Genomic DNA, 15114 nt, shown 5'->3' on the forward strand with positions numbered 1-15114 from the left:
GATATGGTGGCATAACCCAATTGAAACTGCCTCCGGAAAACCCGGGACGCTTCAGAATGCGATCATGTCGTCACTTGCAAAGCTCACCATCAAGCCCGTCACTCGACAGACCAAGCTCAGCCCCATTGAAGCTCGCCGCAACAAGCTGCTGACCGCCATTGACGAACAGTTGCAGGTCGCTGATGCAGCGATGCGTGGCGAAGAATACGCTGTCACGCTGTCTCGCTGGAGCAAGAATGACGCGGGTGAGAAGGTCCGTGTGCAACGGCAGAAGGTCGTGCGCTCGTGGTTCTTTGCACAAGACGGTGGATTCTATGTGCAATGCAAGTATGGGTCGAAAGCGATTGCGCTGAGCAAGGACGGCAATGCCGTCTTCGTAAAGCAGCTTGCCGATGTGAAGCCCGTGCTTGAAACGCTACGCTCTGCGACGGCAAACGGAGAACTGGATGCTTATGTTGCTATGGCTATCAACACTCGGAAAAACCGAGATAAACTCGCTTCGTGAGCCAGATTCCACCTGCGTAGCAGAATAGTAGCAGATTTTTCGATAGCTTCGTAACATGCTGGAAATAAAGCCCCATTTCCACTTTACTGTTAGCGAAGCGCTAAGAGTTTCGGGCATCCGGAAACAGAAAAGGGCGTCGGGCCATCCCGGCGCCCTTTTTCTTTGGCGATTGTGTAGTTTACAAACCCGCGCCAGCAGAAATGCCGTAGATGGCACCAACGACCAGCGCGGCATTGAAGATGGTAACTGGCCAAAATGCTGCCGGGTTCGCCGAACGAGAGAACTGCGCACCTCGCCATGTGACTACGCTGGTCCGAGCCGATCTTATCAGGCGCGCTGTCCCCACCGCAGCCGCCAAGACGAAAAATGCGTCAATCAGGACGACGGAAGTCACTCCGGCTTAACCGGCGCGTTGCGCTTCATGCTCTCGGCCATGCGCGCAAGCTGCTCGGCGGTCGCTTCCGTCTGGTAGCGCGTCTTCCATTCGTCGGCAGGCAGGCCGTGGATCACTTCGCGTGCACCAGCCTTGTCCAGTCCCGCGCCGGCATCGTTGATCCAATCCGCGAGGCAGTTGCGGCAGAAGCCCGCAAGGCCCATAAGATCAATGTTCTGCGCGTCATGACGGTGGCGCAAGTGCCTGACAAGGCGGCGGAACGCGGCTGCGGCCACGGCGTCCGGCAGTGCATCGAGAGCATCGGGCGATGAGGTTTCTGCATTCGTATCCATTGGGTTCGTCCTTGGGTTTTCAAGGTAGTTAGGCCATAGGGCCAGCGCATTCAATTCGAGGTGATGGACGTGGCAAAACTGGATCCCCGTGGCCGCAAGGTGAAGATCCTTGCCACCGTCGGACCTGCCAGCCGGTCTCCGGAAATGCTCGAGAAGCTGTTCCGCGCCGGTGCCGATGCCTTCCGGGTCAACATGAGCCACGGCGAACACGCCGTCCATGCCGAGACGATTGCCGCGATTCGCGCGCTGGAGCGCAAGGTCAACCGGCCGATCACGATCCTTTGCGACCTGCAGGGGCCCAAGCTGCGCGTCGGCAAATTCAAGGATGGCCGCGCGGTGATCCGCCATTCAGGCCACTTCACGCTCGATCGCAATCCGGAGCCGGGTGACGAGACGCGCGTCCAGCTGCCGCATCCCGAGCTGTTCGGGATCCTGAAGCCGGGCCAGCGCCTGCTGATCGATGATGGCAAGTTGCGCCTGCGGGTGATCCGCGCGGACGACAACGAAATCCTCTGCTCGGCTGAAGTTGGCGGCGTTATCTCGGACCGCAAGGGCGTCAACGTGCCCGATGCGGTGATCCCGGTCCCGGCCATGACCGACAAGGACCGCCGCGACCTCGCCTTCGCGGTCACCCACGGTGCGGACTGGATCGCGCTTTCGTTCGTCCAGCGCCCCGAGGACGTTGCCGAAGCCCGCCGCCTGATGGGCGGTTATGGCGCGCTGATGGCCAAGATCGAGAAGCCCGCTGCCATCTCGCGGCTCGACGAAATTCTCGAACTCGCGGACGGCCTGATGGTCGCGCGCGGCGATCTCGGTGTCGAGTTGAACCCCGAGCAGGTTCCGCCGCTGCAGAAGCGCATCGTCGAGAAGGCGCGGCGCGAGGGCAAGCCGGTCGTGGTCGCGACGCAAATGCTCGAATCGATGATCGAGAGCCCGACGCCGACCCGCGCCGAAGTCTCCGACGTCGCCAACGCCGTCTATGACGGTGCCGATGCGGTCATGCTTTCCGCCGAGACCGCTGCGGGCGCCTGGCCGGAAGAGGCCGTCACGATCATGGACCGCATCGCCAGCGAGGTCGAGAACGATCTCGGCTACGCCGCGCGTGTCCATTTCATCGAGACCCGCCCCGATCCGACTACTGCCGATGCGCTGGCCGAGGCTTGCGCGAGCATCGCCAAGGCGCTCCCGATTGCGGGCATCATCGTGTTCACGGGCTCGGGCTCGACTGCCCGCCGCGTTGCGCGCGAACGGCCGGGCGTGCCGATGCTGGTGCTCACGCCCTCGACGATGACCGCGCGCAAGCTCGGCCTCCTCTGGGGCGCGCATGCCGTTGCCACCAAGGATATCGGCAGCTTCGAGGAAATGATCGCCAAGGGCAAGCGCATGGCGCTGCGCCACGCGTTCGGCACCGCGGGCTCGCGCCTGATCACGCTGGCGGGTGTCCCCTTCGGCACACCGGGTTCGACCAACCTGCTCCACATGGTGACGCTGAGCGGCGACGAACTCGCCAAACACGGCGGCTGACTTTCCCTCAGCCGCGCGCGCCGAACAGCGCCGAGCCGACGCGCACATGCGTCGCGCCCAGCATCACCGCGGTCTCGAAATCATCGCTCATACCCATCGAGCGTGAGGGCAGGCCGTGATCGTCCGCCAGCTTGGCCATCAGCGCGAAGAACGGCGCGGCCTCGATCCCGGCGGGCGGCACGCACATCAGGCCGATGACCGGCAGTTCCGCCGCGCGCGCCTCGGTGAGCAGTGCTGGCAGGTCCGCCACCGCGCAGCCACCCTTCTGATCTTCATCGCCGATGTTCACTTGCACGAATAGCGGCACCCGGCGGCCCGCCTTGTCCATTGCGCGGGCGAGTGCTGTCAGCAGCGAGGGCCGGTCGAGCGAATGGATACAGTCGAAGCGCCGCACCGCGTCCTCGGCCTTGTTCGATTGCAGCTGGCCGACGAGGTGCAGTCGAATATCGGGATATGCGTCCTGCAGCGCTGGCCATTTCGCGTCCGCTTCCTGAACGCGGTTCTCGCCGAACACGCGCTGGCCATCATGGATCAGCGGCAGGATAGCCTCCGCCGGATGCGTCTTCGAGACGGCGACCAGCGTGATGTCCTCGGCCTTGCGGCGGGCAATGGCGGCGGTGCCGGCGATGCGCTCGCGCACGGCGGCGAGCGGGCTCAGGGTGGCCAACGCGGCCTCTGGATCGGTCATGGAGCGGTGCTATAGGCCGGGCATGCGCCGGTGTCATCCTGTCCCTCGGACCCTCCTCCTCACCGACGCGCGCAACGATCACTGCCTCGAATCCGCGATTTCCCGCCTGCCGAACGGCAGTGCGCTGGTGTTCCGACACTACCATCTGCCGCCAGTCCAGCGCCGCGTTCGCTTCGAGACTCTTCGCCGCCTCTGCAAACGACGGGGTCTGCTGATCATCATCGCAGGCGAGGCACGCGGTTGGCGTGCGGATGGCCGCTATGGCGCGCCGCAAAGCCTCGGCCGCACCACGGGCCTGCGCCTCGCCACCGCGCACTCGCTGGCGGAGATCGGCGCCGCCGTCCGCTGCCGGGCGGATGCCATCCTGCTCTCGCCTGTCTTCCCGACCCGTTCGCACCCCGGTGCGCCGGTCCTAGGCTCTGTCCGCTTCCTCCGCCTCGCGCGCCGCTCGCCGCTGCCCGTGATTGCGCTCGGCGGCATGACGAAGCGCCGCGCCGCACGTCTGCCGGTCTGGGGATGGGCGGCGATCGACGGCCTTGCGTAGAACCCGCAGAAACCCGCGACTCGCCGGGATTCCTTGGGTTTTGTGCTCCATGCGTTCTTGACGCCATCCCCCATCGGGGCGCATGATGGCGGAAGGAAGGGACAGGTACCATGGCATCTCGCGCACTCGTTTCGCCCACCGGAGGGCGTGCCGCAAAGGGCGCGGATTGGCGCGCGATCCTGAAGCGCAGCTTCCGCCGCAGCGCCGAACTGATCGGCGCCGCACTGCTCTTTGCCGCGATGATCGCGCTCGGCCTCGCGCTCGCGACCTATACCCAGACCGATCCTTCGGGCAGCACCGCATCGGGCAGCCCGGTCGAAAACTGGATGGGCCTGCCCGGAGCCTGGGCCGCCGAACGCGTGCTGCTGTTCTTCGGTCTCCCCGGCGTGCTGCTCCTGCCACTGCTCTATGTCTTCGCGCGGCGGCTGTGGGACGCCGCCGGCGATCTGATCGACATCGACGAGGAGGACGAAGGCTTCGCGCCGCTGCCCGCGTGGTGGCGCCTCGCCCTGCTGCTCGCGCTCGCCATGGTGCTTGTCGGCACCGCGCTTGCGCTGGTGTTCACCGGCCCGGGCGGGACGCTTCCCGCTGGAGCGGGCGGCCTTGGCGGACTGCTCGGCGCGGCGCTTGTACGCGGTCTTGCGCATCTGGCCCCGCCTGCCGAACCGTGGATTGTGGGCATCGCGGCCTTTGTCTCTGCGATGGGCGGTCTCATCGTCACCGCAAAGGTCTTCGTGTTCGATTGGCACCGCCTGCCGCGCATCCCGGCCTTCCTGCGCCGCGGCGATCTCCCGGTGGCCGAAGCCGCCGCCGGTGTCGCCGCGCTGCTGCCAAAGCGCCCGTCCAAGCCCCGCAGCGAGCCAGCAGAAGAGGTGGCGGTTACGGCTGCCGATGCGACTTCCAAGCCACGCCGCCCTACCGAGATCACCGACCCCTCGCGGCCGCCCGCACCCGCGCAGGTCTCCGGCAAGGCGCGGCAGGGCGATCTGTTCGACCAGTCGCAGTTCGCGCTCCCCGGCCTCGATATCCTCGAGCCGCTGCCGGTCGCCTCGGGGCCGAAGATCGACAAGCTCGCGCTCGAACGCAACGCGCGCCTGCTCGAGAACGTGCTCGACGATTTCAACGTGAAGGGCGAGATTACCGCGGTGCGCACCGGACCGGTCGTCACGATGTACGAGCTTGAGCCCGCCCCAGGCATCAAGGCCAGCCGCGTGATCGGGCTTTCGGATGATATCGCCCGCAACATGAGCGCGATCTCGGCCCGCGTCTCCTCGATCCCCGGCCGCACCGTCATGGGCATCGAATTGCCCAACGCGGTACGCGACATGGTCTCGTTCCGCGAGCTCGTCTCCTGCGACAGGTTCGTCAACTCGAAGGGCATGCTGCCGATCATCCTCGGCAAGGACATCGCCGGCGAACCCATCGTGGCAGACCTTGCCACCATGCCGCACTTGCTGGTTGCGGGCACCACCGGCTCGGGCAAGTCGGTCGGGCTCAACTGTATCCTGCTCTCGCTGCTCTACCGGCTCACCCCGCAGCAGTGCCGCCTGATCCTTGTCGATCCCAAGGTGCTCGAACTCAAGTCCTACGACGATATCCCGCATCTCCTCTCGCCAGTGGTGACCGAGCCTGCCAAGGCCGTGCGCGCGCTCAAGTGGGCGGTCGAGGAAATGGAGCGGCGCTACCGCATGATGTCCTCGGTCGGTGTGCGCAATATCTCCGGTTTCAACGAGAAAGTCCGCGCCGCCGCCAGCAAGGGCAAGCCGCTCGGCCGTCGCATCCAGGTTGGTTTCGACCCCGACACGGGGGAGGAGCTGTTCGAGGAGCAGCAGCTTGATTATCAGGTGCTGCCGCAGATCGTCGTCATCGTCGACGAACTGGCGGATCTCATGGTCACCGTCGGCAAGGAAATCGAAGTCCTGATCCAGCGCCTCTCGCAGAAGAGCCGCGCGGCAGGCATCCACCTCATCATGGCCACGCAGCGTCCCTCGGTCGACGTCATCACCGGCGTGATCAAGGCCAACCTGCCGACCCGCATCAGCTTTGCCGTCACCAGCCGCATCGACAGCCGCACGATCCTTGGCGAACAGGGCGCCGAACAGCTGCTCGGCAAGGGTGACATGCTCTACAAGCCGAGCACCGGCGCGATTGCCCGCGTCCACGGCCCCTTCGTCAGCGACGAGGAAGTCGAGCGCGTTGCTGATCACTGGCGCGGGCAGGGCAGCCCCGACTACGTCGATTCGGTAACCGAGGAGCCGGAAGACGGCGGCTTCGGTTTCGACGATCTCGACGCGACCGCCTCGGACAACCCTGAAGAGCGCAAGTACCGGCAGGTCTGCCAGCTCGTGTTCGAAAGCCAGAAGGCTTCGGCCAGCTGGGTCCAGCGCCAGATGGGCGTGGGCTACAACACCGCCTCCAAGTGGATCGAGCGCATGGAAGCGGATGGCTTCGTCGGCCCCGCGAACCACGTCGGCCGCCGCGAGATCTACCGTGACAAGGATGGCAATCCGCTGTGACCCGACGGCAGGCACCCGCTGCCACGGATGATTGCCCAGACGAGGTTCCCCCGGTTCGCCTTATCGGTTGGGATGCGAATGTAAATCTTTTGCAGCATGGCGAAACTTTCAAGATTTCGTGAAGAAAGCAGCTATCTCGCTCGCCGTCATTTCGATATCTTCCCTCCGGATCGGGGGGTTTGGAATGAAACGAAGTCTGTCTCGCGCCTGTGCGGCGCTGGTAATGCTGTGTGCGGCCCCGGGTTTCGCCCAGACATCCGGCGCAACGATGACGCAACCGATTGTAGCCGTTGCAAAAATTGACGATCAGGCAGGTTCTGGCCAATCGGCCACCCTTACCCAGATGATCCTGACCGCGATTGCAGCGTCGCAGAAGTTTCGCGTCATGGAGCGCGGGCAACTCGACGTTCTCACCCAAGAACAGGTCCGCGGCAAATCGGGCCTGGTCACTTCGCGCAATGGCGGAAAGGTCGGCGGTTTCCAGGCGGCCGACTACCAGATCTACGGAACGATTACCTCGCTTTCGGCGACCAAGTCGGCCGACTTCGGCTCGACGCTCCTGATGGGTGCGCTCGGTGGCAAGAACGCGGATGGGCAGTCCACCAATTGCTATGGCGGCAAGGTCACGCTCTCGATCGACATTCGCATCACGGATGGGGCAACCGGGCAGATCCGCTACGTCAACCGTATCGACGAAACCCAGAAGGTCGGGACCATCTGCGGCGAGGGCGTGCCTCAGGCCAATGCGGCGGTCCTCCTGCGCAGCGCGGCCGAGAAGATTGCGAGCGGGTTGGTTACGGCCGTCTATCCGATCAAGGTCGCCAATGTGAGCGCCGATGGCACGGTGATGCTGAACTATGGCATAGGCTCGGTCGTGCTTGGCAACCAGATGACCGTCTTCGCGCCCGGAGAGAAGGTGGTCGATCCCGATACGGGGCGCGAGATCGGCAGCAGCGAATCCGCCATCGGCATCCTGCAGGTCACCGACGTCCAGAACAGCTTCTCAAAGGCTCGTCCGGTCGCCGGCTTCCTCAACGGGCCACCTCAGGTGCGCTACATCGTGCGGCCCGCGACGGCGGCCGACGTGGCGCAATTCAAGAACAGCAAGCGGCGCTGACCGGGGACCACCGGGCCTTTGGACCCTGCCTGATACCGCCTCACCGATCCCGGGTTTCCTCCGATATCTGGAGCAAATTATGCGCCAACGCTCTGCCTTCTTCGCCATGATCGCGCTCGCCGCCGCCGTGCCGGTGTCTCCGGCTGAGGCCCAGACACCTCCGGCCCGCATAGCTGTCGGCGCCATCACCGCCGCCCAGTTGTGCAAGGTCTACATGGGGATCGACGCGCATAGCTCCGGGTTCGTTGCCGGGAGCAGCGCCGGCTATGCCGGAGCGTTCGGTGCAGGCGCCTCGTCGTCATTGGCGGCAGGATGGGAATCGAGCATCCGGACGTATTTCGTCAAGGACTGCGTCAACCAGTTCGCCGGCGTGAAGACGGCCATGCAGGCGGCTCTGGCCTCGTCCGGTGCTGTCGTGGTCGGCCCCGGCGGCCTCGTTCTGCGCGGGCGGGTCGAGAACGTAACGCCGGTCGGCAGCGCCTATCGTGAAACCACCAATCCGGGCCGCGAGTACGGGGCTTCGTCCGGCGGCCTTGTCGTCACGATGAGCTTCACGGTCAGCGACCGTGGCGGCCGGATCGTCTATGGCGACATCGTGAAGTCGACGCTCGAGACAGATTTTTCCGCCGACACGCGCGGCACGGCCTATGCCAGCGGGATGGGTGAGGATGGCCAGTATGCGCAGCTCCAGCGCAATCTGGCGATCGATACGGCCCGCAAGGTGGCGTTCCATTTCCGGCCGCTGCGTGTGACTTCGGTGGCTGGCCCAACGCTTGCCATCAATTATGGTGCGCCGCTGATCGAACAGGGCATGATCCTCAACGTGACGAGCTCCACAACAGGTGCCACCGCCAAGTTCCGCATTTCCTCCGCCAGCGACGGCAGTGCCACCGCCCAATCGCTCAGCGGCCGCGAAGTGCCGGGGATTGATCCCGGCAGCCGCGTCTCGATCGCCGATGCCAGCGAGCCGGTGATGGACCGCGTCGAACTGCCCTGATCGCGGCGGGGCTTGTGGCCTTGACGGGAGTCGCCTTGCCCTAAATCTTTGGCCAATCCTGCCGTATCTTGACCAGAGCCGGTGTTCGCCCTTCGTCGATTGGCGGCACCGCCAGAGTTGGCGAACATCCAGCAGGAAAGGTCAGTCAAGGCGTGCCCTATGTAGCCCTGTCCCAGTGCTGGTTCACGAGGGCTCATCAGCCCACCACCTGGCGCGCACGCGAGGATGACGGCGGCATCTACAGCATCTGCCGCCACTGCGGCCGCCGCATTGTCACCTGGGGGCGGCATCGCTGGTCGATCGCCGACGGGCTCGATATCACCCACCTTGCCGAAACCGTGACCGGGCGCTTTCTCACCGTGCTCGACAGCGCGGACGAATTTGTCGTGCGGCGCTTCACGGTCGATCATTTGCCGGATGAGGAAGCCGTCGAGGCCTTCAAGCTTGAATTGCGCGAACGCTACGGCATGGATGAACCGGGCAGCGATCTCACCCTGCTCGACAGCGCGGACAAGAAGGCGGCCCCTCCCCGCAAGCCTCCGCCTATGCCTTCCCGCGCGGCACCGGGTACCCCGCGAACCGCTTGATCCGGCGTAGCGAAAAACTTGATCGCATCGAGGAAACACCGGGCAGCCGCGCGAGGCAATCGCGGTGGATATGGTCGTACTGGTCGAGATCCGCTGCCGCCACGCGCAGCAGGTAATCTGCCCCGCCTGACATCAGGTGGCATTCGAGGATGTCGTCGAAATCTCCGACCGCACGCTCGAACCGGTCCATGGCTTCGCGGCTCTGGCTCGTCAGTGTGATCTCGACGAAGACTTCGACCGCCAGACCGACCCGGCGCGGGTCTATCCGCGCCGCATAGCCGCTGATTATCCCCGCTTCTTCCAGCGATCGCACCCGGCGGTGGCAGGCCGAGGGCGAAAGCGCGACGGCTTCGGCAAGCGCCGCAATAGGCCGCGCCGAGTCGTGTTGCAGTGCATCAATCAGTGCGGCATCAATCCTATCCATGCAAAAAAATCCTGCAAAATGTCCTCATGACAGGAAATATCGCGAAAACTGATCCTGTGAAACCAGCAATCAGGTGAAACAGCGCGCTCCATCGGGTGTAGTCTCTTGGCAGCCATAGTCGAAAGGGATCATGCCATGCGCGTCGGTACCGTCCGGGAAATCAAGAACCATGAGTACCGCGTCGGCCTGACACCGGAGAGCGCGCGCGAGATGGTCGCGCATGGGCATGACGTGTGGGTCGAGACGGGCGCCGGCCTTGGAATCGGTGCTGCGGACCGCGACTACGAAGCCGCCGGTGCCACGATCAAACCCGATGCCGCCGCGATCTTTGCCGGCTGCGAGATGGTCGTGAAGGTCAAGGAACCGCAAGCCGTGGAACGCGCGCAGCTGCGCGAAGGCCAGGTCCTTTTTACCTATCTCCACCTCGCGCCCGATCCGGAGCAGACTGCCGATCTCGTCAAATCGGGCGTTACCGCGATCGCCTATGAGACCGTGACCGGCCCGGGGGGGCAGCTTCCGCTGCTCAAGCCGATGAGCCAGGTTGCTGGCCGGATGGCGATCCAGGCCGGCGCCACCGCGCTGGAGAAGGCGCACGGCGGGCGCGGTGTGCTGCTCGGCGGGGTCCCAGGCGTGTTGCCTGCCAAGGTTGCGGTCATTGGCGGCGGCGTGGTCGGTTTCAATGCGGCACAAATGGCCGCCGGCCTCGGCGCCGACGTCACCATTCTCGATCGCGATCCCGAAGTGCTCGAACGCCTCGGCACCCACTTCGAAAGTCGCGCCAAGACGCGCTTCTCGAACCGCGCCAACCTTGCCGATTGCGTCGCCGAGGCGGACCTCGTCATCGGCGCGGTGCTGATCCCCGGCGCCGCCGCCCCCAAGCTTGTCACGCGCGAAATGCTCGCCACGATGAAACCCGGCGCGGTCCTTGTCGACGTCGCGATCGACCAGGGCGGCTGCTTCGAGACCAGCCGCGCGACGACCCATGCCGAACCGACTTTCGTGGTCGACGGCATCGTCCACTACTGCGTCGCCAACATGCCCGGCGGCGTGGCGCGCACCAGCACTTATGCGCTCAACAACGTTACCCTGCCCCATGCCCTCAAGATCGCCGATCTTGGCTGGAGGGCCGCGCTTGCCGCCAACCCGCATCTCGCGGCCGGGCTCAACGTCCATGCCGGTGAAGTGACCTATGAAGCGGTCGCGCGCGAACTGGGCTATGCTTACCGACCGGTGAGCGAACTGCTCGCCTGACCACAGGTGCCGAGTTAACGTTGCTCTAAGCTCATTTTGCTAGGATCCAGCCCATGGACTGGATCTGGCGCAGGATTGTGCTGTTCGGGCTGGTGGCGCTGCTATCCGGCCCGTTTGGCATGCCCGCTGCCGCTGCTCCTATTGCCGCAAGTCAGACCTGCCACGCCTCGGCGGACGCTACGGAAACCTATGCGAACTTGCGCCACGCTCCGGACCGCTGGGTCTGCGAGGATTCCGGCTACGATATCGGGCCGCCAAACCTCTATGTGCGCTTTCGCCTGACCGATCCGGCACAGCCGCGTGCGCAGAGTTTCGTCACCCACGCCTCACCCTTCAGCACCATCACGATCTGGGTGGTCGACGAGCGCGGCACTGTCCGCTTCGCGCGCTACAAGCCGACTTCGGTGCATCACCTCATCGCGGGTCCGCTGATGGCCATGCCGCTCCCGCAGACCCCCGCGCGCCCGCGTCTCGTCGCGGTGAAGATCGTGCAGCCGTGGAACAAGATCATCGCCAGCGAGGCCCGGCTCGACAGCGCGCCCGAAGGCTCCGGCTGGGACATGAGCGTGGTTGTCGCGATGGCGGCGATCTGCGGCATGCTGGTCGTCCCGCTGCTGCTCAATTTCGGCTTCTATCTCGTTTTGCGCCGACAGTTCGTACTCTGGCACGTCGTGATGGTGGGCCTCATGCTGGTGACGACAGTCGTTGGCACTGGCTTTGTCCACATCGGGGTTGATCCGCTGGCAGGAACCGAGGTTGCAATCAACAGCATCTGTTACTGTGCGATTGCCGCCGCGGGCCTGCTGTTCCTCGTCACCTTCCTCGAAAACGATGCCTTGTCCGTGCCCGTGCGCCGGCTGCTGATCGGCTGTGCGCCGCTGGTGTTCTGCGGCGGTGTGTTCACGGCCGCCAAGATTGAGGCCCTGCGCCCGTGGAGCGCGCTCGGCACCTATTTCAGCGTGTCGCTTGCCATCGTCCTGATCGTGATCGGCCTCGTCGACGCCTGGCGACGCGGCAGCAAGCTCGTCAGCTTCCTCATCCTCGGCTGGAGCCCGACGCTGATCGTCGGCGTCTATCGCATCGGCTGCTACGTGTTGCCCCATGCCCGGCCGACTGAATCCGTCGTCGTCTTCCAGCTGACGATTGCCGCCGAAGTTCTCATCAACTCGCTTGGCATCGTGATTCGCTTCCTCGAACTGCGTCGCGAGCGCGACATTGCCCATGCGCGGGCGCTCGAACTCGAAGGCGTCGCCGGCCGCGATGCGCTCACCGGGCTGTGGAACCGCCATTCGATCGAGCGCCGGTTCAACGACCTGTTCCACCTCGGCTACCGCACCATGGCGGTCATCGATCTCGATCTCTTCAAGCGCATCAACGACCGGCATGGGCATGCTGTCGGGGATTCGGTCCTGAAGGTCGTCGCCACCGTCCTCGGCGAAGACGGCGATGCCTGCGCGATCCGCATGGGCGGCGAGGAATTCCTGCTCCTCCTGCGCGGTCCCGGCGCCGCCGAACGCGCCGAACGCTGCCGCCGCGCTCTCAGTACGCGCATCGCAGCCGCCGTCCCCGGCCTTGGCCACGTGGTCACGGCCAGCATGGGGCTGGTCGAGCACGACCTTTCCGGCAACCTCGATGTCGAATTCGCGGTGCTCTACAGCCACTGCGACCGCCTGCTCTACGAAGCCAAGCGCCTCGGCCGCAACCGCACGATGCGTGAACGGCTGACCGGCTTTACCCCGGATGCACAGGTGCGAACCGCCTAGCCGGTAAACAGCGCCGCCATGTCTGCGGGAACGCGCTGGATGCGCATGCTGGCCTTGTCGATCAGCACCCACTGCGTCCGCGCGCTGACAATGACCTTGCCCGCTGAGTTGCGAAAATCCACCCGCCGGTCGAACCGCGCGCCGCGTGGGGCATCGGGCACGAACGTCTCCGCCGTCACGCTCTCACCCAGCGCGACATTGCCGCGATAGTCGATCTCGTGCCGCGTCACGACCCAGACGTAGGCGTCCTGCCACTCGGCCGGGGCCAGCGCTTCCCAGTGCGAGGTGGCCACTGCCTCCATCCACTGCACCCACACCGCGTTGTTCACATGGCCCAGCACGTCGATGTGCTCAGGCCCGGCGGTGAAGGTCTTGGCGTGCATACTCAAGCCGCAACGCCCAGTTGCGCGAGGATGAAGGCAAACTCTTCCGCCGTCTCGCGCAGCCCCTCGAACCGGCCCGACTTGCCCCCGTGCCCCGCGCCCATGTTGGTCTTGAGCAGCAGTTCGTTGCTGTCGGTCTTCAGCTCGCGCAGCTTGGCGACCCACTTCGCGGGCTCCCAATAGGTAACGCGGGGATCGTTGAGGCCTGCCGTCACGAGCATCGGCGGATAGGCCTGTGCCGAGACCTGATCGTAGGGCGAATAGGAGCGGATGAGGTCGAACGCCGCCTTGTCCTCGATCGGATTGCCCCATTCCGGCCACTCGCCGGGCGTCAGCGGCAGCTCCTCGTCGAGCATCGTGCTCAGCACATCGACAAACGGCACATGCGCCGCCACCGCGCCCCACAGCTCCGGATCGGAATTGATCACTGCGCCCATCAGTTCACCGCCTGCCGATCCGCCTGCAATCGCGATCTTGCCCGCAGCCGTGAAGCCTTCCGCAATCAGCCCCTTCGCCACGTCCACAAAGTCGTTGAACGTATTCGTCCGCTGCTGCAGCTTGCCCGCCTTGTACCAGCGCCGCCCCAGATCATCGCCGCCCCGGATATGCGCGATGGCATAGGCGAACCCGCGATCCACCAGGCTCAGCCGCGTGGTCGAAAAGCCCGGCCCGATGGCGATCCCGTAGGCGCCATAGCCATAGAGATAGAGCGGCCCACCTGCCTCCCGGCCCTTGCGCCAAACCACCGAGACCGGCACCGCCGTGCCATCACGCGCCGTGATCTCCAGCCGGGCCGTCTCGTAAAGCGAGGCATCATAGCCGCTCGGGATCTCCTGCGTCTTCAGCAGCTCGAGCCGCCCTTCGGCCACGTGATAGTCATAGACTGAAGCCGGGCTGGTCATGGACTCGTAACTGATGCGCAGCTTGTCCATCGCCCATTCCGGATTGTCGCCGAGCGACGCCTCGTAGCTCGCTTCCGCAAACGCGATCGGCTCCACCCGCGCCGGATCGTCGTAATAGCGCACCTCGATGCGGTCGAGTCCGCGCACCCGGCCCTCAACCACATAGAAATCGCGGAACAGGTCGAACACGGTCAGGTAGAAGTCCTCGGTCCCCTCGATCAGCGTGGTCCACGCGCCGGGATTGGCCAGCGGCGCGGTGGCGAGGCGGAAATTCTCGTGGGTGTCGTTGGTGTGAATGAATAGCGTCTCGCCGCGCACATCCACATCATATTCCACCCCGGTCTGCCGCGCCTTGACCAGCAGCGGCGGGGCCAAGGGATCGGCGGCAGGCACCAGCCGAACTTCGCTCGTCTCGTGGTCGCCGGTCGCAATCACCAGCCACTCGTCATTGGCCGAAAGCCCGGCGGAAACGCGAAAGCCCTCGTCGTCTTCGTGATAGAGCTCGACATCGCTCTCCACCGGCGTTCCCAGCCAGTGCAGCCTCGCATTGTCCGTGCGCCACTGTGCATTGGCGAGGCTGTAGACGAGCGCCTTGTCCCCCGCCGCCCAGACGAGTGCGGAGAGTGTCCCCGGGATCACATCGGGCAGTTCCTCGCCTGTCTCGATCACCTTGATCCGCGCGGTGAACCGCTCCGATCCGTTGTCGTCCACGGCCCAGGCCAGCAGCCGGCCGTCACTGGAAACCGAGAGCGCCCCCAGCCGGAAGTATTCCTTGCCCTCGGCCAGCGTGACTTCGTCGAGGATCAGCTCATCCGGCCCGCCAGCGACGGGCCGCCGCCACCACTTCTTGTACTCGGCGCCTTCCTCGTATTCGATCCAGTACAGCCAATCGCCGTCCTTCTGCGGCACCGACTTGTCGGCTTCCTTGATCCGCCCGCGCATTTCGGCGAGCAGCGTCTCGACTGTGGGCTGTCGCGGCTTCATCCGCGCTTCGAACCACGCGTTCTCCGCCTCCAGATGCGCCAGCACGTCGGCGTCCTTCACCTCCGGATAGCCGGGATCGCGCAGCCAGTTGTACGGATCCTCGATCGTCACGCCGTGGTGCGTGAACGTGTGGGGCTTCTTGGCCGCAACCGGCGGTGCAGTGGGGGTGGTCTCCGTCATTCCCCGCATCTATGGTGCTATCC

General features: G+C 65.0%; 14 protein-coding genes. 9 read left to right on the top strand and 5 right to left on the bottom strand.

What is annotated here, in order from left to right:
• A partial coding sequence (locus IP83_RS03210; RefSeq protein WP_231624883.1) for a DUF6641 family protein occupies positions 1–505 on the top strand: 505 nt, incomplete at its 5' end.
• A gap of 390 nt (positions 506–895) precedes the next feature.
• Here IP83_RS03210 and IP83_RS03215 read toward each other — a convergent pair.
• Positions 896–1231 (bottom strand): DUF1244 domain-containing protein, encoded by a 336-nt coding sequence (locus IP83_RS03215; RefSeq protein ID WP_054120771.1) that lies wholly within the window; start codon positions 1229–1231, stop codon positions 896–898.
• 63 nt (positions 1232–1294) lie between these two features.
• Here IP83_RS03215 and pyk point away from each other — a divergent pair, with 63 nt between their 5' ends.
• Entirely contained in the window at positions 1295–2755 is a 1461-nt protein-coding gene (gene pyk, locus IP83_RS03220; protein ID WP_054120772.1) for a pyruvate kinase, read from the top strand.
• Positions 2756–2762: 7 nt separating this feature from the next.
• On the opposite strand, the gene IP83_RS03225 is transcribed toward pyk, so the two are convergent.
• Positions 2763–3443, bottom strand: a complete 681-nt coding sequence (locus IP83_RS03225; RefSeq protein ID WP_054120773.1) for a YggS family pyridoxal phosphate-dependent enzyme — start codon at positions 3441–3443, stop codon at positions 2763–2765.
• A 22-nt stretch (positions 3444–3465) separates the two neighbouring features.
• Here IP83_RS03225 and IP83_RS03230 point away from each other — a divergent pair, with 22 nt between their 5' ends.
• From IP83_RS03230 to IP83_RS03250, 5 genes are all read left to right on the top strand, one after another.
• Positions 3466–3987, top strand: a complete 522-nt coding sequence (locus IP83_RS03230) for a thiamine phosphate synthase (RefSeq protein ID WP_054120774.1) — start codon at positions 3466–3468, stop codon at positions 3985–3987.
• Between the two features lie 110 nt (positions 3988–4097).
• Positions 4098–6503 (top strand): DNA translocase FtsK, encoded by a 2406-nt coding sequence (locus IP83_RS03235; RefSeq protein WP_054120775.1) that lies wholly within the window; start codon positions 4098–4100, stop codon positions 6501–6503.
• 118 nt (positions 6504–6621) lie between these two features.
• Positions 6622–7620 carry a CsgG/HfaB family protein gene (locus IP83_RS03240; protein WP_197274262.1) on the top strand — a complete coding sequence of 333 codons (999 nt, stop codon included), beginning with the start codon at positions 6622–6624 and terminating at the stop codon, positions 7618–7620.
• 79 nt (positions 7621–7699) lie between these two features.
• Complete coding sequence (locus IP83_RS03245) at positions 7700–8617, top strand: hypothetical protein (protein ID WP_054120777.1); 918 nt, start codon at positions 7700–7702, stop codon at positions 8615–8617.
• 152 nt (positions 8618–8769) lie between these two features.
• Positions 8770–9204, top strand: a complete 435-nt coding sequence (locus tag IP83_RS03250; protein ID WP_054120778.1) for a hypothetical protein — start codon at positions 8770–8772, stop codon at positions 9202–9204.
• On the opposite strand, the gene IP83_RS03255 is transcribed toward IP83_RS03250, so the two are convergent.
• A complete protein-coding gene (locus tag IP83_RS03255) occupies positions 9161–9628 on the bottom strand; it encodes an Lrp/AsnC family transcriptional regulator (RefSeq protein ID WP_054120779.1) in 468 nt (155 codons plus the stop codon). The genes IP83_RS03250 and IP83_RS03255 overlap by 44 nt on opposite strands.
• 135 nt (positions 9629–9763) lie before the next feature.
• Here IP83_RS03255 and ald point away from each other — a divergent pair, with 135 nt between their 5' ends.
• Positions 9764–10879: an alanine dehydrogenase gene (ald, locus tag IP83_RS03260; RefSeq protein ID WP_054120780.1), complete on the top strand. Its 1116-nt coding sequence runs from the start codon at positions 9764–9766 to the stop codon at positions 10877–10879.
• A 53-nt stretch (positions 10880–10932) separates the two neighbouring features.
• Complete coding sequence (locus IP83_RS03265; RefSeq protein ID WP_054120781.1) at positions 10933–12642, top strand: diguanylate cyclase; 1710 nt, start codon at positions 10933–10935, stop codon at positions 12640–12642.
• Here IP83_RS03265 and IP83_RS03270 read toward each other — a convergent pair.
• Positions 12639–13025, bottom strand: a complete 387-nt coding sequence (locus IP83_RS03270) for a thioesterase family protein (protein WP_054120782.1) — start codon at positions 13023–13025, stop codon at positions 12639–12641. The genes IP83_RS03265 and IP83_RS03270 overlap by 4 nt on opposite strands.
• Positions 13026–13027: 2 nt before the next feature.
• A complete protein-coding gene (locus IP83_RS03275; RefSeq protein ID WP_054120783.1) occupies positions 13028–15091 on the bottom strand; it encodes a S9 family peptidase in 2064 nt (687 codons plus the stop codon).
• Positions 15092–15114: the final 23 nt, after the last annotated feature.

The organism is Novosphingobium sp. AAP93 (assembly GCF_001296055.1).
Lineage (GTDB): Bacteria > Pseudomonadota > Alphaproteobacteria > Sphingomonadales > Sphingomonadaceae > Novosphingobium.

Coding starts and splice junctions, on each gene's coding strand:
- IP83_RS03215 (WP_054120771.1), bottom strand. CDS start 1,231: ATGGATACGAATGCAGAAACCTCATCGCCCGATGCTCTCGATGCACTG.
- pyk (WP_054120772.1), top strand. CDS start 1,295: ATGGACGTGGCAAAACTGGATCCCCGTGGCCGCAAGGTGAAGATCCTT.
- IP83_RS03225 (WP_054120773.1), bottom strand. CDS start 3,443: ATGACCGATCCAGAGGCCGCGTTGGCCACCCTGAGCCCGCTCGCCGCC.
- IP83_RS03230 (WP_054120774.1), top strand. CDS start 3,466: ATGCGCCGGTGTCATCCTGTCCCTCGGACCCTCCTCCTCACCGACGCG.
- IP83_RS03235 (WP_054120775.1), top strand. CDS start 4,098: ATGGCATCTCGCGCACTCGTTTCGCCCACCGGAGGGCGTGCCGCAAAG.
- IP83_RS03245 (WP_054120777.1), top strand. CDS start 7,700: ATGCGCCAACGCTCTGCCTTCTTCGCCATGATCGCGCTCGCCGCCGCC.
- IP83_RS03255 (WP_054120779.1), bottom strand. CDS start 9,628: ATGGATAGGATTGATGCCGCACTGATTGATGCACTGCAACACGACTCG.
- ald (WP_054120780.1), top strand. CDS start 9,764: ATGCGCGTCGGTACCGTCCGGGAAATCAAGAACCATGAGTACCGCGTC.
- IP83_RS03265 (WP_054120781.1), top strand. CDS start 10,933: ATGGACTGGATCTGGCGCAGGATTGTGCTGTTCGGGCTGGTGGCGCTG.
- IP83_RS03270 (WP_054120782.1), bottom strand. CDS start 13,025: ATGCACGCCAAGACCTTCACCGCCGGGCCTGAGCACATCGACGTGCTG.
- IP83_RS03275 (WP_054120783.1), bottom strand. CDS start 15,091: ATGACGGAGACCACCCCCACTGCACCGCCGGTTGCGGCCAAGAAGCCC.